Raw genomic sequence first — 18,832 nt, 5'->3', positions numbered from 1 at the left:
CCACATACAGCTCAATTATCAACACTAAAAGAGATTGATACCATGACTTCGCGTTAACTCGTTCAATCAAGTTGCGCTTGATTAAAGCGAGTTAAACGACAGTTTTTCATTTATCGCTTGCTGGGCAATTTTATTAGCCAATCGGCAGATATCTTTAACAATGAGGTATCTCGGCCTGGCAATGCTGGAGACAATATTATGCGTTACGAGGGCAAAGTTTATCGACCTTGGCCAGAGGCCAAAAGTATTCTGATCCAAACCACACTAGGTTGCAGCATCAATACCTGCACTTTTTGCAGCATGTTTGACGACAAGCGTTTTAAGGTGCGCGATATTGACGATGTGATGCGAGATATCGAGCAAGCAAGAATCATCCACCCATTTGTGGAATCTATCTTCTTGATTGACGGCAATGTAATGGCGGCGCGCACAGACTATTTATTAAAAGTGTTCGATAAGCTCAAGCAAACCTTTCCTGAAGTGAAGCACATCTCGCTTTATAGCGGACTCAACGACTTTAGGCGCAAATCCATTAACGAGCTTAAAGAGCTCAAAAGCGCTGGGCTTGATATGGCTTACTCAGGATTAGAATCAGGCGATCCGCTTGTACTTGAGAAAATCAAAAAGCACATGAGCGCGGAGCAAGCTATTGAAGGCATGGCCATGGCAAAAGAAGCCGGCATTAAGGTGTTATTGTCGTTTATCTTTGGCTTAGGTGGCCGCCACCGTTCAATGGAGCATATTAAGGCGACGACCGATATTTTAAATATCACTCAGCCAGAAGAAATAGCTCCTATGGCACTGGCGATTCAACCAGGCACAATCATGGAGCAGGAGGTAAAAAGTGGTGAGTTTATTATGCCGACTAAAGGTCAGGTGCTCGCAGAAGAGCAATACTTACTGCAGCATTTGGACTTCCCAACTTATTACTGGGGCGATCACGGTAATAATTTAGTGCCGCAAAAAGGATTGCTGCCACAAATGCAAGATACGTTTTTACAGCGGGTGAATCACGCGGCTGAACATTACATTAAAGATCAGCAAAACGTTATTCAAACCTTCTCTTGGTAATAGGAATAACACATAGCTCAAGCTGGTCGTAAGCCAACTTGAGCTATTCCCACTTAGACACCAAACTAAGCCCGATATTTGGCTAGACTATTTACCTGCCAACCAGGGCGAGACCATGAACATTTATCACGCGCTTTCTTATGGGAGTAATGAGCTTTGAGTATGCAAGCCTCTTTAGCAGGGATGCTAAAGCGGAGCCATCAGGGATGATTTAACCGCGTCTTGCGCAATCAAAGTTCGTTAATTCTTAGTACATGGTTGATAATCAATCACTCATGCGCTCGCCCTGACCTGCCAGCTGTTTATCCCAATAAGGCGTTTCGCCATAGTACTGGGCAAAAAAGTCGATAAAGGCTCTCACCTTAGGCGCAATCAAACGCGAACTTGGGTAAACCGCCCAAATCGCGGCATCTGATACCAGCGGATAATCAGCCAATACTTGTACTAATTCCCCACTTAGCAACTGCTGATAAGCACTCCAGGTTGAGTTAAGTGATAACCCAAGCCCATCAACTGTTGCATCTCGAATAGCATCACCATTGTCACTTCTAAATCTGCCTTCGGTTTTAATGGTGACTTGTCCACTTGGGGTTTCAAAGGTCCAATTCTCGAGCCCCATGAGGTTCAAGCACTGGTGCTGATATAACTCTTGCGGCGTTTTCGGCGTGCCGTGTTTAGCAAGATAACTGGGCGCGGCGCAAATAATACGTTTGTCGCTGGCAAGCTTTCTTGCAACTAAAGTTGAGTCCTTTAATTGCGCATCGCGGATCGCCACATCAAAGCCGCCTTCTACCAGATCAATGATGGAGTCGGAATAACGAAAGTCTGCATGAAGCTCAGGATACTGACTTAAAAACTCACTCAGCGCTGGGGTAATATGCAAGCGCCCAAAAGAGGCCGGCGCAGAAATACGCAGCGTACCTGTTGGCGTGCTACTACCTGCACCTACAGCGCCGCGTGCGGCTTCCACACTTGATAGCACTTCAACCGCATGGGGTAAGAATGACTCCCCTCTTCAGTCAGCGATACCTTGCGGGTGGTGCGATGCACTAAGCGTACACCGAGACTGTCTTCAAGCTTGTGAATATGGGCGCTCGATACGGCGGGCGACAAGCCAAGCTCCTGGCCAGCTAGGCTGATATTTTGTGTTGCCGCAATGCGGACAAACAGCTTTATATGTTCAATATTCACAGCCTTTCCCTAAATAACCTAAAGCGATAACGGCGCAGCCTGATATTTTCCACAACCCAGTAAGCGCCAGATAGTGACAAGGTTAACGCCAAAAGTGCAAATATCCAACTGAAGGGATTGTTAAAGCTGCCCTGGTTCAAATAATCCATAAAGTGCAGTTTAAACATGAGATCAGCTAGATCTGAGTCAGCATTTTTATGGGCGATTACCAGCCCTGTTTTGCTATGCACATACACTCGTGTTTGTGCGCTAGCTGCAGATGGTGCTGAAGTAGCTGCAAGTTGTGGCTTAACATCATGATTTAACGTGATGCGCCAAAGCGGATCGCAAAACTTAGGTAACTCAGCATTAGGCGCTTGCATTAAACTTACGTCAGCAAGACTTGCTGCCCCTTAAAGCTCGCCAATGCTATGTTGGTTGCCGCAATTTCTGACAACCTAAATGGCTCACCAGTTTCTGCATCTAACATAGTTTGCTGCTGACACTGATGAATATAACGACTTGGTTGATGCTCAAACACATACACGCTGTTTGCGCCTATCTGTTTTAGCGTGAGTGTTGACCAGGGTTAGAGGTTAATATTTGCAGCTGCTTTGCAGCCTGCAAAGGTGTTAGTAGTCTATCTTTATCAGGTTGACTGTTGGCTAGCGCATGCGCCACAGCTTGTTGGTTGACGCTGCCTTTTTGCGCTTGCCCATCGCTTAAATTAAAATAAAGCCCGGTCGCGAGCCAAATCACAAGTTGCAGCGCAACAACTGCGCCAACTAGGTAGTGCAGCTGACGATTTAGATGCTTAGCGCGCCTTGATGATACTCGCAGCCGCGCACCTTTGGCATCAGCTCTAAAATAACCTTTGCGGCGCTGCCACAGTAATACCACACCAGCTAAAACGGAAACGAGCGCAGTGACAGCGGTAACCAGTAGTAAGCGATTATCAACCTCTTCGCCATGGTCATAGTCCATGATGTGCCACTTCCAAAACAAATCGAACCAGCGCCAAAACTCGTGCCGGCGCGTCACTAGCTCACCGCTGCTGGCTGAAATATACAAACTAGTATTCACCGCATCATTAACATCAACGCGCCACACGGGTAAATAGCGCGCCGAGAGTTCGCTAGGCGGATTGTCTGTGATTAGTTTGGTTGAAAAATCGTTTTGTTCGGATTCACCAGGCGGTGCACTGGCAACCGAGTGACGGGGTAAGTATTCACTAGCAATCACGGCAGCTTGCTGCACACTAATCTTGCCAAGTAACACATCAGGTTTGCTTGCGCTGACCACCTTTGGATGCCAGCGAGACTCACCTTGTAAATACAGCTTATAAACTAGCTCTCCTGCGCGCTCAGTCAGCTCTGCAGACTGCAAGCTTGGATATAAAGCTAATAGCTGCTCAGCAGTCGCCACCTTTTGTGTTTGCAGCTGTTTTACGGTTATCGGTGCAATCTGCGCGCGCTGATAATGATCGCCGCGGATATAACCTAGATCCATCAATACAAAGTAGCTACCAGTGACCACCCAAATCAGCATAGGCACCGCCAGCAGTAACATCAGATAACGATGAAGCGTGCGCGCCGAGGGCTTTTTAAGCCGATATAGTTTGCCCCTAAAGCGAGGCTCTTTGTTACTTTGGGAAGCTGAATAAGAAGTGATGACTTTAACCTTGGTACGTTATCTCGAACAGATAACAATATTTAACTAATAATAATCGCTAACATACTTGAGTTTTAACCGTTTTACACGATTAAAACGCGCAAATTTATTGCATTTTTATAGCGATAACCGCATATTCAGCTGTTCATACCTTGTCAGCATAAACTAGGGCGTGTTGATCTTTGCTGATTAGAATTTGTTCGAATTAAAAGCACTTTAATCTCGGCGTGAGCGATGACGTCTAGTCACCTACACGAATTCGCTCACAACAAAGAGTAAAGTGCTTTTAAACGAACCTTTCAGGCAGCACTTGTTGTCATTTCTACAGCGTTAACGACTTATCATGTGGAACCACCACACATCAAAGTCGCTGCCTTGTATAAATTTCCAACAAGTAGCTGCAAAAATAATCTTGAAAGATCAACATGCCCTATAACAAAAGGACTTATCATGCGAAGTTTTGCCATCACAGCCACGTTACTTTCGAGTGCAATTGCACTGACGCTTGTCACAAATGCACCTCATGTACATGCAGCTAAAAGGCCTCACTTCGCCAACCTACCAGAAGCCGTTGCCAATAACGGCGTAGCTAAAGTGACTACCAAAGATGGCAGCTACTTACTCAGCTTTACCGGTCTTGGCAGCAAGCGCGACTACACTGCAGTTCATAACCGCGCCTGGAAGCTAAAACTCGATGATGCTGCGCAGCGATGGCAACCAATCACTAGCGTGCCTTTTGTCGCGCCACTGGCAGGTAGACTCGCCAGCACCGCTATTGGTATTAAAGATAAAGCCTACTTTTTTGGCGGCTATACGGTCGCTAAAAACCATGAAGAGATAAGCACGGTTGATAACTATCGTTATGATGTCAGCTCAGACACTTATCAACGCATTGCCGATATGCCTGTGGCTGTGGATGACTCAACACCTGCAGTGTACCAGCAGCGCTATGTGTATCTATTTGGTGGCTGGCACAACGACGGTAACGTTAATCTAGTGCAAGTGTACGACACTCAAACCGACACCTGGCAACAAGCCAGCCCTATGCCTGCACCAGCTGTTTTTGGTCAAGCGGCTGGCATAGTTGGTGAGCATCTTGTGGTATGCGATGGCGTAAAAGTGAAAGCGAATCTTTTAAAACGCCGTAACTATCAAGCCTCACCAGTTTGCCTTTACGGCAAAATTAACCCGCAAAACCATCTACGTATTAGCTGGCAACTATTGCCGCACTTTAGCGAACAATTAGATAAAACAAAGCAGGTAGATAGAACAGAGCAGCTAGATAAGACAGCGCAGTTAGATAAAAGTGAGCATGCAAGTAAAGCAAACCACAAAGCAACTGCTTATTACCGCATGGCAGCGACAGGCATTAAAAATCAACGCCAAGGCATAATTACCTTTATTGGCGGCAGCGACAATCCATATAATTATGAAGGCATTGGTTATAACGGCGAGCCGAGCGAGCCAAGCCCTTGGCAACACAAGTTTGATATCCAGACTAAACAGTGGCTTAAACCTACAAAAGTAGAACAAGCTAGCATGGATCACCGCGGGCTGATCTGTCATCAAAATCAGCTACTACGCATTGGCGGTATGCTAGCCAATCAAACTGCCAGCAACCTAGTCTTAACCACTAAACTTGATGTTAACGAATCTTGCATCTGACAAGATATCGCACAGCATATTGTGAGCTAGCTAACAAAAACTCGTGCGGTAATTTGAGCTAGCCCTAAGTGGCAAATAAAATACAGCATCTCGTTTGGAGATTTGCCGCTGTTATAGGATAGCTATGTCTGATGCCACTGAATCTATGAGCCTGTGTGAACTAATTGAACACATTGAGGAAACTCATCACCAATTTGTTCGCCTTAATGCGCCTAAAATTGTGGAACTTGTCAATCTGCTATTAAAAAAGCATGGCCACACTGAACCCAACCTCAAACCCCTGCAGCTAACAGTTCAGGCGCTAGTAGAAGAAATGATGCCTCACTTGATGAATGAAGAGCGTATTTTATTCCCGGCAATTAAAGCGATGGAAGCTGGCGAGAAGTTAGATAACAGCTTTGGCGATATTGGCAATCCAATTAGTAATATGGAGCATGAGCACAAACACTCGGGTGAGTTACTGCTCAAAATCCGCAAGTTAAGTAACAACTACCAAGCACCAGAACATGCCTGTGAGCTTTGGATTAACTGCTATCAGGCATTAAAAGAGTTTGATATTGATCTGCAAGCACATATTGCTATCGAAAACGACGAGCTATTTAGCCGTACCATGCAGCAGTCCTAATAGCTTCAAGGTTAAATTAGCTGTAAAAGTCTAACGCACAATACTTTCAAGTTGCTGTAATTCAGAAAAGCTAAAGGTTGGTAATAGACCACTTCCAATTGACGTCGATTCATCACGGCCAAAAGCAGGGTTCAACCAGGCAGCCTGCGCATTCACCCCTCTTGCCCCTTGTACATCTGCGCTGTAGCTGTCGCCAACATGCAGTAAATCACTAGTTCGAATCCCTAAACGATCGGCACTGTATTCAAACATATCACTGCACGGTTTCATCTTTAAGCCATTGCCTGAGTGCACAACAAACTCTAGTACATCATCAAGACCAATGCGACTGGCATCGACATTACCGTTAGTAATGCCAATTAAAGGCATACGCTGTGCGAGCATTTGTAATAGCTCGAGGGTAGTTTCAGGTACGCTGAAGTTAGATCTATGAATCAAAAAATGCGCTAGCCCCTGCTCAGCGCCTTTTATTGCTCTTGCTTCATCACAGCCCGCTTGTCGCAATCCAGCCTCGAGTGTGGCTAAACGCGCAGCGCCAGTGTCGTGTCCAAGCTCAGGCTTTAGCGCAATCAACTTCATTTTTAATGCACGCCAGTCACCGAACTCCCAGCTTGCGACCTCAGGATAGTTGTGCTGTAAAAAACTAAGCAGCTCAGATTCAGCGGCGATGATATACGGCTTGTTGTTATACAAGGTATCGTCAAGATCGAAACTGATCGCTTTAAAGGGGCGTAAGGCTTGGTAAAAGTGCATTAAACTCTCCACAGGGTTAGGACTAAAATGACAAATTCTAGGTGGCGCTGCCCATACTTAAACTAAAACAACAAACTAAACACTATTTGCGCTTACGCGCTCTGGGGTGAGCACCGTCATAAACTTTAGCAAGGTGTTGGAAGTCCAAACTGGTATAAACCTGAGTCGTCGATAGGTTTTCATGGCCTAATAGCTCTTGAACTGCACGTAAATCTTGACTGGATTCAAGCATATGAGTTGCAAATGAGTGGCGTAGTTTGTGCGGGTGCACTTTGACTCCAAGCGCTTGCTCCTGCCCCCATTTTTTCATCCTAGCTTGAATACTACGGTGCGATAAACGTGTGCCCTTTTGGCTGAGAAATAAGGCATTTTCACCTTCAACAACAGCGAGTAAACCTCGGCTAGTTAACCAGGCTTTTATGGCGCTTATAGCTTTGCTGCCAATCGGTAGCAACCGCTGTTTATCACCCTTACCCTGTACCTTTACCTCGCAGGCCGACAAATCTATATCGCCACAGTCAAGCGCTGCCAGCTCAGCTAAACGTAAGCCGCTGGAGTAAAACAGCTCCATAATGGCTTTATCGCGCAGGGCTAGTGGGTCGTCTTGGTCGATGTCGAGCAAATGACTCACGGCATCGACATCCATGTTTTTTGGTAAGGGTTTAGCTTGCTTAGGTGCGCTGAGGTCATCAGCCGGATTCACGCTGATTTGCTCACGCTTAAGCAAAAAAGCAAAGTACTGCTTAAGCGCCGACAAACATAAAGACAATGAGCGTGGGTTTAACCCTTTTCGGTGCAATTTTGCGATAACACCTTGAATATCATGACGAGAAGCTTGCTCTAGCAACACTGACTCAGGCAGTATTTCCCGCGCCCGCTCGAGCTCGAATAAGTAATTACGCACAGTGTAAGAAGATAACTGACGTTCTGATTCAAGATATTGTTTGTAAGCGTGTTGCCAGTCCATAGTCGCGAGCGATTGCAATGTTGTATTGTCATTTAATGCTGTAAAAACAACAAAGTCCAGCAATGCTGGACTTTTAATGTATTAACTGCAGGCTTTACGCACGATAAAGATCAACTGGCACTATAACTTAGGTAGCATGTGCGCTAATACCCGTCTAATTTGGCTAAACAATAGCGAGTCCATTTCTGGCCTAAAGTGAGCCGGATCTTTACTGGCAATAGCAAAAATCACCTGTCCATTCGCCGTAGATAAGCGGGTTAATGCCACAGAGCCGACTTCATCCCCAAACAAGCGCTTAGCTTCCGACTGGGTAATGCGCCCAAAATAGTAGTCGTCACGAATACGGTTTCGCCAGATTTTAGCAAGCTCGCTGTCAGCATCACGCACACTAATTAAACGCACATGACTGAAGTTAAACTCGTCCTTTAAGCTGCGAGATAACAGCTGACGCAGCTCACCTAAGTCGTGGCATTCAAGTAGGTCAAAGCAAAGCTTGGTATTAAATTCAAATATCGCTTCATTACGGGTGGCGATATTCATCAGCGAGGTAATTTCTTCCTCAAGTTGGCTGACGCGCTGAGTCAAAATTTGCTGACGACGCTCCACCAATGACACCGCTCCGCGCTCATGGTGCGGTACGCGCATCGCCAATAATAGTTCTGGGTAGCGATTGAAAAAATCTGGGTTGTCGAGCAAATATTCACGGATCAGTAACTCATCAAATGGCTGCTCGCCTTGCTCGAGAATACCTTGTTCAAGATTAATCGTTAAATCCTGGCCCACAGTGTTAATGTCCTTGGCCTGCTCACTAATAATGGAGTTAGCGCTGTTTTTATTCATATCCGTATCTTGTTGTTTATCGCTTTTGTCCGCTGGAGATTTTGACCGACTCATAGCTGAATATGCCCGTCATATACGTGCTCAGCAGGTCCTGTCATCCACAAAGGTTTACCTTCGCCATCCCAGCTAATATTTAATTGTCCACCAGGCAAATCTACTTTTACCTGCCTGTCTAACTTACCTTGTAGCTGACCAATCGCCACGGCTGCGCAAGCGCCTGTGCCGCAAGCTAGGGTTTCACCCGCACCGCGCTCATACACCCTTAACTTAATATGACCGCGATCAATTACCTGCATAAAGCCAACATTTACGCCCTTTGGAAAGCGCTCATGATTAGTTAGCTCTGCGCCAATACTATCAACATCAGTTTCACTAATGTCATCCACCTCTACCACACAATGCGGATTACCCATGGAGATAGCGCCGCACAAGAAGGTTTGCATTGGCGTTTGCAAAAGGTAGGTTTTCTCAGTGCGCTTGGCTTTAAAAGGAATGCGATTAGGGTCGGTTACAGGCACGCCCATGTTGACCGTTACCTTGCCATCGCGCTCAATACGCAAAGTGATTTTGCCTGAGCTAGTGCTCACGCGGATTTTGGGCTTTTGAATTAAGCCTTTGTTACGTACAAAGCGGGCAAAACAGCGAGCGCCATTGCCGCATTGCTCTACTTCGCTACCGTCAGCATTAAAAATGCGATAGTGAAAGTCTAAATCTGGGTCGTAAGGAGGCTCAACCAGCAAGAGTTGGTCGAAGCCGACGCCAAAATTGCGGTCAGCTAAACGGCGAACTTGCTCTGGCGAAAAAAACACATTCTGAGTGACGCCATCAACTACCATGAAGTCGTTGCCCAAACCGTGCATTTTTGTAAAGTGGATCAATCTGCCTTCCTTTTATATTTACTGATTTCTTTAGCTGTTAGCGTTAACGGCTGCTTTCAGCTTACGCCATTAACGCATATTAGCGCTTAGCTTGCCTTGGCGCTATGGTAACAGTTGCTCACCTTGCCATAGCTGCTCTACATTTTCCCGTGCACGAATAACATAATGCTTATCTTTATCGACCATGACTTCAGCAGCGCGTGGGCGTGAGTTGTAATTAGATGCCATGGTAAAGCCATAGGCGCCACTTGAGCGCACCGCTAAATAATCACCTGATTGCACAGCTAACTCACGCTGCTTACCAATGAAGTCGCCCGTTTCACACACTGGGCCAACCACGTCATAGGTCAAGGTTGGTGCATCGGTGCGCTCAACAGCAATAATATTTTGCCAAGCGCTATATAAAGATGGGCGAATTAAGTCATTCATTGCGCCATCAACAATTGCAAAGCGCTTGTCGCTATTTTCTTTTAAATACAGCACTTGAGTAACAAAAATGCCGGCATTAGCTGCAATGGCTCGCCCTGGCTCAAAGATGAGCTTAAGTGGTCGGCCATTTAGGCGCTCTAATAGCGCTGCGGCGTATTTGTCTGGGTGCGGCGGCGTTTCATCATCATAAGTGACACCTAAGCCACCACCAACATCAAAGTGTTTAATCTCAATACCTTGCTCGGCTAAACGGTCAATCAATGCCAGCATTCTATCCATAGCATCAAGGAAAGGCTGAATTTCAGTAAGCTGTGAGCCGATATGGCAATCAACACCTTTCACCTCAAGGTTGCTAAGCTCGGCTGCGCGAGCAAATACTTGCTCAGCTTCATCCATTGAAATACCAAACTTATTCTCTTTCAGTCCGGTAGAAATATAGGGGTGCGTTCCGGCATCTACATCTGGGTTAACCCTTAGTGACACAGGCGCGACTTTACCTAAACGCCCTGCAACTAGGTCAAGCTGCTCAAGCTCGGCAGCTGACTCTACGTTAAAGCAGTAAATGCCAACATTAAGCGCTTGTTCCATCTCGGCGACCGTTTTACCAACACCAGAAAACACCACCTTGGCTGGGTCACCACCCGCTTGTAACACGCGAGATAACTCACCGCCTGACACAATATCAAAGCCACTGCCAAGGCGCGCGAGTACGTTAAGTACCGCAATATTGGAGTTCGCTTTAACTGCATAACAAATGAGGTGTGGATGATCTTTTACTGCGCTATCAAACGCATGCCAGTGTCGCTCTAACGTTGCGCGAGAATAAATATATAAGGGTGTACCATGTTTTTTAGCTAGCTCTGCCACCGGACAGTCTTCAGCAAATAGGGCATTTTGTTGGTAACTAAAATAATCCAAGGTACAACTCCTTCTCGTTGTTATTTATTGGTACATCACAGTGGAATTTGGCGGGCGTAAGATAAACCTTATTGCTCGGTTTGCTCTGATTTTTCTTGCGCTTTTTTAGCCGTATTGGCATCTGACTGAGCTTGTTGATTAGCCTCCGGTGCTGCAGGAATATACAAATCACCTTTTTGTCCGCAGGCCGTCATCAACACACTAGCAAGCAATATCGCAAAAAGCAGTTTCATTTTTCTCAACATCTGTTCATCAAGTACATAATAGCCTTATAATCGCATTCATCACGCAGAAAGCAAAGGATAGAAATGCATGGCTATGACAGATACTGAATTTCATCAACTCGCTGATGAAATGTTCGAAAGTTTAGAGACGGCCATCGAGAATGCCATCGACGAAGATGACGCCGATGTTGATATTGATGCCAGTGGTAATGTTCTGCAATTAACGTTTGAAGACCGCTCACAAATCGTGATCAACAAACAAGAGCCATTACATGAAATTTGGATTGCGACTAAGTTTGGCGGTTACCACTTCGGCTTTGAAGATGGCAAATGGCTAGATACCCGTAATAACTTAGAGTTTATGCCATTTGTGTTAGATTCAATCACTAAGCAAAGTGGTATTGTGCTCTCGCTTTAGGCTTGCAAACAGCAACAGACTAAAAATGGGCAGCCCACTAAAATGCGCTGCCCAAATCTTCCTCACTAATGCCAAATGGCACCACTCGTAAATCACCCTCAACCCGTTTTAACTGGAAAAACTGCGGCATATTAAAGTAGTGCTTATCAATAGTTGATTGTGCCTGAAACACATATTCGCGGCTCTTTTCTATCACTAGTTGCGACATGGACTGCTCTGAGTGCTCACTATGAATTAGCTGATTGTGCTCATCGACTAAAAACACATCCAAAATATCGCCGCGTTGGCGCAGGAAGAACTGCTCTGCACCAAGAGTAATGTATTGCAGCACAACACTTGGTAAGCTAGATAGAGGATCATCACCAAGGTCCGGGCGTGGCAACAGTACAGATTCAGGGCAAGCTGGCTGAGAGTAATTGTGAAATTTGGCAAGCGGCTGATCTTCTAGTTTTTTATAAACCATGCCTCGTGAATTAAAGTACAAGCCATAGCGTGACTTACCTAACTGCAACGGATACATCATGGTATTGGTGACGCCCACTTGCTTAATTAACGACTGACAATCATTAAACACTTGAGATAGCTGCGATTTAATATGGCTATTGAGCTTACTGGCACAGGATATAACCGTTAGCTTAACGTCCTCTGGCGCACTTTTTATACCGAGAGCAACGTAAGAAATCGCTTCAAGCAAATCTTCACCTTGGGCAAACTGATGACTTTGCCATTCGCCCCAACTGTTGAGACAAATGATGTTTACGTCACCTAGCATATTGTTTTTTGCTGGCCCAAGTGCCAACGGCGTGGCATTCATATAATCAAGCATGACTTCCTGGCCGCGCCAAGCATCTGTTGGGTCTTGCTCTAAATTGGCCACCACAATCACTTTTTTGAAGTAACACGGCTGACATAAATCACGCTTAGAGACTTTTGGTTTAAGCGACATAGGTACAATGAGCTGTTTTGATAATTGGCCCAGTTTATCTTTGCGCTTTTTACTGCGTTCAAACTCAAGCCAACGTGTATCCTCTGTAGCAATACCATTCATTGCTGCCCATGCCATCAGCGCGCAAACGTTATCGGCTTTCGCTAGCGCAGAATCATTCATAAAGCTGTATTTGCTAATGTGCTCTCGGTACAAGTAATACTGATTTTGTTTAGCAGACTTGACTATGGTTAATTGCTTCTCTTGTACCTGTTGGCTCCACAATGGATTGAGCGGCAACAACTGATGTTCATCTTCGCTAAAAAATGCGTGTAGTTTACGAGCAAGCAAACCTAATTCTTCTACACGCAAGGTGTCACTCAGCTCATGTTTTGAAGCAAACTGCAACAAGGTTCTATAGCTAGTCAACAGCAATTCATTAAGCTGCTGATTAAACCACTTTAATTGGCCTGAGTGCCAATTGGCACTGTCATCTAACGTAATAAGCAAGCTGTCTGGCCAGTTCCAACCATCAACCATCAACCGCATTGTTTGTCTACGCCAATCCTGCTCACCTTGAGTATTGTCTGATAATCGAATACCACACTTTAAATAAAAACAGCGCCTGACAATTTCAAGGCGTCGGATATCTCGCTTGTTAAGTAAATACGTTTCAATTCGCAAATAAAGCAAAAGGTATGCATCGTTATGACTAGAAAAATCGCCTCCGAGGCAGCGCTGCCAGATTTCCTGTGTAATAAGAAAGTTATTGGGATAATCAGCAGTGTAGGTTTCAAGCAAAAGTACTTTTAGCAGCGCCTTATGCGGCTTTTTCAAACTCTTATAAAGCTGCCATAGCGAGGCACCAAAATACTCGCTAGCAGGCAAAGCAAGCACTTCACCTAAAAACAGCAAATGTTCTGTCGGCTGATTGATTGCACAAGCATCTTGCCACCACGCCACAGTTTTACCAGCCAAACGAATGTGAGTGCGATAAAACTCTTCAAGCAGTAACCAATGCTGACTTGAACCACTGTGCTCAATGCCAAGAGAATGGGTCGCGCTGCTATATTGCTCGTCTATAAACTGCTTTGGATGCACTAAATAAAAGTTAACTTCAAAACCAGCATCGGCAAACCACTGACTGATAAGCCTTGCTTTGTAATCTATTGAGGCTAAATCTAGCTCACTAAGCTCTTGCGCATGCACCAACCAAACATCCACATCACTTTGGGGGTTTTGCCCAAAGCTCGCAGTGCTGCCCATAGCGTAGATTCCCTCAAACGCCCAGGGCTGTTTGCTAGACTGATATACTCGTGGCCAGTTAAATTGCGCAAACAAGTCACTTGCTTCTTGGCTATGGCAATAACTGGCGACACCCAAAGGCGTAGTTGGACTATGAAAACCGGGAAGGTAAGCCTGGTTATACTGAAATAAATGCGGGATGAGCTTAAGAAGGCGCGCTTGTTGTTCAGGCAAAACTTGTTCGACCCGAGATAAACGAGTCTGATTAAGTTGCTCTGCAATGTCAGAATAACTTTCCCACATCAAAGGCTTGGACAATTGTTGCTTCCTTCTATCAACTGCAGTCGCCAGTAACAAGCGCTCAAAATATGATCTACATCAACAATATTAATGAACTGTGATCATCCTAACAGTTATTTTTGATTACGCCAGTAATTGAGACAAAGATCACACTTTTATCCAGCATCGACTTCAAACATTTGCTGCGCGCCTGTGACAGGAAGCCTAAGGCAATGTTAGCATTATTGAAATTACCCGATTTTGATGGAATGTATTGGTATGTCTGAAAACCTGATCCGTATTGCGACCCGCAAGAGCCCGCTAGCTATGTGGCAAGCCGAATTTGTTAAAGCTGAACTAGAGCGTATTCACCCAGGCCTTGTAGTTGAATTATTACCAATGAGCACCAAAGGTGATGTCATTCTTGACACACCTTTAGCAAAAGTTGGCGGTAAAGGACTATTCGTTAAAGAGCTTGAAGTCGCTATGCTTGAAAACCGCGCCGATATTGCGGTTCACTCTATGAAAGACGTGCCAGTTGAGTTTCCTGAAGGTTTAGGTCTTGAAGTCATTTGTGAGCGTGAAGATCCACGTGACGCTTTTGTATCAAACACTTACAAATCAATTGATGAGTTACCACAAGGTGCTGTAGTCGGTACATCTAGCCTACGTCGCCAATGCCAAATTCGTGCATCGCGCCCAGATCTCGTGATTAAAGATCTTCGTGGTAACGTGGGTACTCGCTTAGCTAAGCTTGACAGCGGCGACTATGACGCAATTATTCTTGCAGCTGCCGGCCTTATACGCTTAGAGCTTGAAGAGCGTATCGCTAGCTTTATTTCTGCTGAAGAGTCTCTTCCAGCTAACGGTCAAGGCGCTGTTGGAATTGAGTGTCGCACTGATGACGAGCGTGTTAAAGCGCTACTTGCACCACTTGAGCATCTCGAAACGCGCTACCGCGTACTATCAGAGCGTGCAATGAATACTCGCCTTGAGGGTGGTTGTCAGGTACCGATTGGTGCTTACGCTGAAATTTCAGGTGACACCCTAACCCTGCGTGGTTTAGTGGGTAATCCTGATGGTAGTCAGGTAATAGAAGGCAGCGTAGCAGGTGATAAAACCAAAGCTATCGAGCTTGGTGAGCAGCTAGCAGATGATCTACTAAGCCGCGGTGCTAAAACTATTCTAGATGCGGTTTACAACAAGTAATCACCATAGATGAAAGTCTTGCTAACGCGCCCTGAGGGGCGCAATCAAGCCATGGTTGAGCAATTAACCCAACGCGGTATTGCTCACCTTGTAACGCCTATTATTGAGGTGGTTAGCTCAAACATCGTGCCGTCTGAAGCAGGCCTCAATCACGCTGATATAATGATTTTTATCAGCACCAACGCTGTTAGTCACGCTGCTAACCTTTGTAAACTTCCCACCCATTGCCAGAATTATGCCGTTGGTCAGGCAACCTTTGATGCACTTAGCGCTTTAGGTATCCAAGCTGAACAAGCACCGATAGACGCACAAGACAGCGAAGGCCTGCTAAGCTTGAGCTCACTTGCGAGTATTGAGGGTAAATCAGTCATCATCGTTCGCGGTAATGGCGGGCGTGAAACCTTGGCAGAGCAGTTAAAGCATAGAGGCGCTAAAGTTGACTACTGGGAAAGCTACGTGCGCAAAGCCATTGACCATAAGAAACCTACAGTTGCCAAGGCATGGATTGACTTTGGGATTGATACTGTCGTGGTGACCAGTGGCGAGATCTTAGCAAACTTAGTGAATCTATTAACAAAAGAACAGTTTGCATGGCTGCGCTCATGTCATATCATTGTTCCAAGTACGCGAGTAAAAGAACAAGCTCTTCAACTTGGGTTAGACAATATTTCCAATGCTAATGGCGCAAGCACCCAAGCGATACTAGCTCATATATAATAAAACTCCTCGACGTTCTATTTGTGCCGCAAATTACTTATTTTGCTTCAAGGACAGTTCATGGATAACAACAAGCCCCACTCTACTGCCAAAGATGACAAGAGCGAAGCACTTGAATCTAACGCTCAAGCATCAGAGTTAGAGCAAGCTGCTTCTCAATCTTCAACCAAAGATACTGGCCCAGAGGCTTCTACTACTAAAGAGGCTTCTCAAGAAGTGGAAACTTTTCAGCAAAGTGAACCACAGCCATCGCAAGCTGAAACAGTTCAAACAAGTGAATCTGGTGCTCCTGCAGCAGAGACGACAAATAGCGCAGCTAAGACCCATATTGGCGTGAAATTCAGTCTATTTTTACTGCTAATTATTGCAGTTGCTGCTGGCGGGTTATCAGCTTGGTTGTGGATGAGCTTGCAACAACAAAATGAAGCTAGCAGCCAGCTGCAACAACAAGTTAGCGCACAAGCGGCGCAGATTAATCAAGGTCAAAAGCAGCTTAACAATGCCCTTAATGCGACTCAGCAGCAACTCAGTCAATTGCAAAAACTTCAGCAAAACGACTCAAAGGCATATGGTCAGCTCGCTGAGCTTGAATCAGAAACTCAGGCATTGAAAGAGCGCGTGGCAGTTGTCGCCCGTCGCAGTCCTAATCATTGGATGGCTTCTGAAGCTGAGTATTTAGTTAGAATGGCTGGTAGAAAGCTATGGCTAGAGCGAGATCCTGTTACTGCTGCAGGCTTACTAGAAGCCGCTGATGAACGAATTAAGTCTATGCGAAATCCTGCTTTAATGCCTCTGCGTCAGGCATTGGTAAAAGACATTAAAGCCACTAAATCGATTAAGTCTACTGACGTGGTTGGCACGGTTTATACCCTGGATTCAATCATCGCTCAGCTCGATCAATTGCCGCTTAACCGCGCGAAAGATTACCAGGTAAATACAGGGTCAGAGATCAGCGACAACCTAGCAGACTGGCAAACTAACCTAGCTAAAACCTGGCAAGAGATCACTGAAAGCTTTATCACCATTCGCAAACGCACCACTGATTTAGAGCCGCTATTGGCACCTGAACAGCAATGGTATCTGGTTGAAAATATTCGTAATAAGCTCCTGCAAGCTCAGCTCGCTGTGTACAACTATGATCAAGTTAATTACCGTCAATCAATAACATTTGCCAGCAACTGGATTAAACAATATTTCGATTTGCAAGACAGCCGCACTCAAGATGCATTAACGTCTTTAGATGCCCTAAGCACCCTAAAAATTGAAACAGCGACTCAACATAAGTTCCACTCCACCAAGTTGCTACAACAACTCATTACCTATGGCGAAATCCTCCCTGATGAGGAGACAGAGCAATGATAAAAACCCTTGCTTACGTCATTATCATCCTAATTGGCTTGTGTGCTAGCCCATTGCTGATTGGGAATTTAGGTCATGTGTACATTGCCGCAGGTGACTATCAAATTGAAACTAGCTTAGTGGTTGCCATTATTGGCTTGATTGTATTTTATAGCCTACTTCAGCTCGCTGAATGGATCATTGTCGCTTTACTTAACTTGTTGATACATAGCCGCTATTTGCCAGAACGCTGGCGCAAAAACGCTGCTAAAAAGCATACTCTTTCAGGCGCATTAGCTCTAGCAGAGGAAGATTGGCCAGCAGCAGAAAAAGCCATGGCAAAAGGGGCCGACAAAGGTGAGATTCCAGCCCTAAACTTGTTTGCTGCTGCGCGCGCAGCTCAGCATCAACACAAGCCACAACAGCGTGATGAATACTTGGCAAGAGCGGCGAAAGATCCTCATGCGCAAACTGCTGTCAATACCAGTCGCACTCGTTACCTTATTCAACAAGGTGACTATGTTGGTGCTCGCGAAACCTTGAGTATGCTCAGCCCCACCAGTCGTAGTAAAGCCCCCGTATTGCTACTTGCCAAGGACTTGTACTTGCAGCAAGAGGATTGGCAGGCGTTAAAGTTACTATTGCCAATACTTAAAAAGCGTAAGCTTATTGAACCAGATGCATTAGCCAAACTTACTAGGAAAACTGACTGCGCTTTGATTGGTGACGCTGCTCGCGAGAGCGAAGCTGAGTTAGATAAATGCTGGCATTGGCTATCGAGTGCTGAAAAGAAAATCCCGGAAGTATTAACCCTATACCTGATGGGTTTATGCCGCTATGAGCGCAAGACTGAGGCGATAAAGCTGCTCAATAAAGCAATAAAATCAGGACTATCGGAATCTTTACTGGCTGCAATTCCAAAGATTGCGAATGCTGAAGATGACAGCGTAAGAAAGCAGCTTCAAACTCAAGCAGGTGCAGAAGATGCTAATCCATTATTCCATCAATGTATGGCGATACTCGCCGCGCAAACTCGCGATATAAAGCAAGCCAAAGTGCATTGGAAAAAAGTATGTGAATTATCCCCGAACAAAGATGCTTGGCTGTCATTAGCACAAATCCATGAGCAACTTGGAGATAATGCAAATGCCATGTATTGCTATCGAAAAGCGGCAAAAAGTTAAATAAACCATAACTTTAAAAAAACCTGCTGATTTGAAGCAGGTTTTTTTATACCCACATAAAAAATACTCCATTTTAGTTAGTACTAATGGGTATCGCAAAAATCAATCAAAAAATAAAGTCAATCAGCTACTTACAGCACTTACCCCCATAGTCAATAAATTGACCAAAAGCCGATCTTTAGTTAAAATTGTAAGATTAAAGTTATACAAAATCACATCCTATATAACATTGCTGAAATACGAGCATGTTTTCATTGATTTTTTATAAGCATTATTGATTTTTTATTGCGGTTGGGAGCAACAAAA

The 18,832-nt window shown here is 45.1% G+C and carries 18 protein-coding genes and 1 pseudogene; 8 read left to right on the top strand and 11 right to left on the bottom strand.

Translation table 11 applies throughout. The features are described 5' to 3' along the window. Positions 1 to 198 precede the first annotated feature (198 nt). Positions 199 to 1,071 (top strand): radical SAM protein, encoded by an 873-nt coding sequence (locus EXU30_RS13040; RefSeq protein ID WP_130600703.1) that lies wholly within the window; start codon positions 199 to 201, stop codon positions 1,069 to 1,071. A gap of 265 nt (positions 1,072 to 1,336) precedes the next feature. Here the strand turns inward: EXU30_RS13040 and EXU30_RS13035 are convergent. The 4 genes and pseudogenes from EXU30_RS13035 to EXU30_RS13025 all read right to left on the bottom strand — a co-directional run bounded on the left by EXU30_RS13035 (position 1,337) and on the right by EXU30_RS13025 (position 3,789). Beyond that, positions 1,337 to 2,262: pseudogene (locus EXU30_RS13035) on the bottom strand (LysR family transcriptional regulator). Continuing rightward, complete coding sequence (locus EXU30_RS13030) at positions 2,259 to 2,624, bottom strand: hypothetical protein (RefSeq protein WP_130600701.1); 366 nt, start codon at positions 2,622 to 2,624, stop codon at positions 2,259 to 2,261. Before EXU30_RS13030 ends, EXU30_RS13035 begins: the two are co-directional and overlap by 4 nt. 5 nt (positions 2,625 to 2,629) lie before the next feature. Then, the gene (locus tag EXU30_RS20285; RefSeq protein WP_165399015.1) at positions 2,630 to 2,782 is read right to left on the bottom strand and encodes a hypothetical protein; all 153 of its coding nucleotides are present in this window, start codon (positions 2,780 to 2,782) and stop codon (positions 2,630 to 2,632) included. 26 nt (positions 2,783 to 2,808) lie between these two features. Beyond that, positions 2,809 to 3,789 (bottom strand): PepSY-associated TM helix domain-containing protein, encoded by a 981-nt coding sequence (locus tag EXU30_RS13025; RefSeq protein ID WP_242620207.1) that lies wholly within the window; start codon positions 3,787 to 3,789, stop codon positions 2,809 to 2,811. A 573-nt stretch (positions 3,790 to 4,362) separates the two neighbouring features. Between EXU30_RS13025 and EXU30_RS13020 the strand changes: the two genes are divergently transcribed. Beyond that, complete coding sequence (locus EXU30_RS13020) at positions 4,363 to 5,577, top strand: Kelch repeat-containing protein (RefSeq protein ID WP_130603475.1); 1,215 nt, start codon at positions 4,363 to 4,365, stop codon at positions 5,575 to 5,577. A 124-nt stretch (positions 5,578 to 5,701) separates the two neighbouring features. Continuing rightward, positions 5,702 to 6,202 (top strand): hemerythrin domain-containing protein, encoded by a 501-nt coding sequence (locus tag EXU30_RS13015; protein WP_130600697.1) that lies wholly within the window; start codon positions 5,702 to 5,704, stop codon positions 6,200 to 6,202. Between the two features lie 30 nt (positions 6,203 to 6,232). Here EXU30_RS13015 and EXU30_RS13010 read toward each other — a convergent pair whose 3' ends face one another. The 6 genes from EXU30_RS13010 to lptM all read right to left on the bottom strand — a co-directional run bounded on the left by EXU30_RS13010 (position 6,233) and on the right by lptM (position 11,220). Next, positions 6,233 to 6,955, bottom strand: coding sequence for an HAD-IA family hydrolase (locus EXU30_RS13010; RefSeq protein ID WP_130600695.1), 723 nt, complete (start codon positions 6,953 to 6,955; stop codon positions 6,233 to 6,235). An 82-nt stretch (positions 6,956 to 7,037) separates the two neighbouring features. Further along, on the bottom strand, positions 7,038 to 7,922 hold the full coding sequence (xerC, locus tag EXU30_RS13005; protein WP_130600693.1) for a tyrosine recombinase XerC: 885 nt from the start codon (positions 7,920 to 7,922) through the stop codon (positions 7,038 to 7,040). A gap of 120 nt (positions 7,923 to 8,042) precedes the next feature. Beyond that, positions 8,043 to 8,816, bottom strand: a complete 774-nt coding sequence (locus EXU30_RS13000) for a DUF484 family protein (RefSeq protein WP_242620206.1) — start codon at positions 8,814 to 8,816, stop codon at positions 8,043 to 8,045. Next, positions 8,813 to 9,640: a diaminopimelate epimerase gene (dapF, locus tag EXU30_RS12995; protein WP_130600691.1), complete on the bottom strand. Its 828-nt coding sequence runs from the start codon at positions 9,638 to 9,640 to the stop codon at positions 8,813 to 8,815. Before dapF ends, EXU30_RS13000 begins: the two co-directional genes overlap by 4 nt. 102 nt (positions 9,641 to 9,742) lie before the next feature. Next, complete coding sequence (gene lysA, locus EXU30_RS12990; protein WP_130600689.1) at positions 9,743 to 10,987, bottom strand: diaminopimelate decarboxylase; 1,245 nt, start codon at positions 10,985 to 10,987, stop codon at positions 9,743 to 9,745. Positions 10,988 to 11,055: 68 nt separating this feature from the next. Then, complete coding sequence (gene lptM, locus EXU30_RS12985; RefSeq protein WP_207234069.1) at positions 11,056 to 11,220, bottom strand: LPS translocon maturation chaperone LptM; 165 nt, start codon at positions 11,218 to 11,220, stop codon at positions 11,056 to 11,058. A gap of 79 nt (positions 11,221 to 11,299) precedes the next feature. On the opposite strand from lptM, the gene cyaY reads away from it, so the two are divergent. Continuing rightward, positions 11,300 to 11,629: an iron donor protein CyaY gene (gene cyaY, locus EXU30_RS12980; RefSeq protein ID WP_130600685.1), complete on the top strand. Its 330-nt coding sequence runs from the start codon at positions 11,300 to 11,302 to the stop codon at positions 11,627 to 11,629. A 37-nt stretch (positions 11,630 to 11,666) separates the two neighbouring features. On the opposite strand, the gene EXU30_RS12975 is transcribed toward cyaY, so the two are convergent. Continuing rightward, positions 11,667 to 14,117, bottom strand: coding sequence for a class I adenylate cyclase (locus EXU30_RS12975; protein WP_242620205.1), 2,451 nt, complete (start codon positions 14,115 to 14,117; stop codon positions 11,667 to 11,669). 240 nt (positions 14,118 to 14,357) lie between these two features. On the opposite strand from EXU30_RS12975, the gene hemC reads away from it, so the two are divergent. The 4 genes from hemC to EXU30_RS12955 are packed head-to-tail and all read left to right on the top strand — an operon-like array spanning position 14,358 to position 18,526. Beyond that, positions 14,358 to 15,287, top strand: a complete 930-nt coding sequence (gene hemC, locus EXU30_RS12970; protein ID WP_130600683.1) for a hydroxymethylbilane synthase — start codon at positions 14,358 to 14,360, stop codon at positions 15,285 to 15,287. A gap of 9 nt (positions 15,288 to 15,296) precedes the next feature. Beyond that, the gene (locus EXU30_RS12965) at positions 15,297 to 16,004 is read left to right on the top strand and encodes a uroporphyrinogen-III synthase (RefSeq protein ID WP_130600681.1); all 708 of its coding nucleotides are present in this window, start codon (positions 15,297 to 15,299) and stop codon (positions 16,002 to 16,004) included. Positions 16,005 to 16,064: 60 nt separating this feature from the next. Then, complete coding sequence (locus tag EXU30_RS12960) at positions 16,065 to 17,363, top strand: uroporphyrinogen-III C-methyltransferase (RefSeq protein WP_130600679.1); 1,299 nt, start codon at positions 16,065 to 16,067, stop codon at positions 17,361 to 17,363. Continuing rightward, a complete protein-coding gene (locus EXU30_RS12955) occupies positions 17,360 to 18,526 on the top strand; it encodes a heme biosynthesis HemY N-terminal domain-containing protein (RefSeq protein WP_130600677.1) in 1,167 nt (388 codons plus the stop codon). Before EXU30_RS12960 ends, EXU30_RS12955 begins: the two co-directional genes overlap by 4 nt. Positions 18,527 to 18,832 lie beyond the last annotated feature (306 nt).

This window comes from Shewanella maritima (assembly GCF_004295345.1).
Classification (GTDB): Bacteria; Pseudomonadota; Gammaproteobacteria; order Enterobacterales; family Shewanellaceae; genus Shewanella; species Shewanella maritima.
Note: the sequence above shows the minus strand (reverse complement) of the source record. Positions and strands in the feature narration are given on the sequence as shown.

What these genes read in the sequence shown, in the direction of transcription:
- EXU30_RS13040 (WP_130600703.1), top strand. Translation starts at nt 199, where the DNA reads ATGCGTTACGAGGGCAAAGTTTATCGACCTTGGCCAGAGGCCAAAAGT.
- EXU30_RS13030 (WP_130600701.1), bottom strand. Translation starts at nt 2,624, where the DNA reads ATGCAAGCGCCTAATGCTGAGTTACCTAAGTTTTGCGATCCGCTTTGG.
- EXU30_RS13025 (WP_242620207.1), bottom strand. Translation starts at nt 3,789, where the DNA reads ATGCTGATTTGGGTGGTCACTGGTAGCTACTTTGTATTGATGGATCTA.
- EXU30_RS13020 (WP_130603475.1), top strand. Translation starts at nt 4,363, where the DNA reads ATGCGAAGTTTTGCCATCACAGCCACGTTACTTTCGAGTGCAATTGCA.
- EXU30_RS13015 (WP_130600697.1), top strand. Translation starts at nt 5,702, where the DNA reads ATGTCTGATGCCACTGAATCTATGAGCCTGTGTGAACTAATTGAACAC.
- EXU30_RS13010 (WP_130600695.1), bottom strand. Translation starts at nt 6,955, where the DNA reads ATGCACTTTTACCAAGCCTTACGCCCCTTTAAAGCGATCAGTTTCGAT.
- xerC (WP_130600693.1), bottom strand. Translation starts at nt 7,922, where the DNA reads ATGGACTGGCAACACGCTTACAAACAATATCTTGAATCAGAACGTCAG.
- EXU30_RS13000 (WP_242620206.1), bottom strand. Translation starts at nt 8,816, where the DNA reads ATGAGTCGGTCAAAATCTCCAGCGGACAAAAGCGATAAACAACAAGAT.
- lptM (WP_207234069.1), bottom strand. Translation starts at nt 11,220, where the DNA reads ATGAAACTGCTTTTTGCGATATTGCTTGCTAGTGTGTTGATGACGGCC.
- cyaY (WP_130600685.1), top strand. Translation starts at nt 11,300, where the DNA reads ATGGCTATGACAGATACTGAATTTCATCAACTCGCTGATGAAATGTTC.
- hemC (WP_130600683.1), top strand. Translation starts at nt 14,358, where the DNA reads ATGTCTGAAAACCTGATCCGTATTGCGACCCGCAAGAGCCCGCTAGCT.
- EXU30_RS12965 (WP_130600681.1), top strand. Translation starts at nt 15,297, where the DNA reads ATGAAAGTCTTGCTAACGCGCCCTGAGGGGCGCAATCAAGCCATGGTT.
- EXU30_RS12960 (WP_130600679.1), top strand. Translation starts at nt 16,065, where the DNA reads ATGGATAACAACAAGCCCCACTCTACTGCCAAAGATGACAAGAGCGAA.
- EXU30_RS12955 (WP_130600677.1), top strand. Translation starts at nt 17,360, where the DNA reads ATGATAAAAACCCTTGCTTACGTCATTATCATCCTAATTGGCTTGTGT.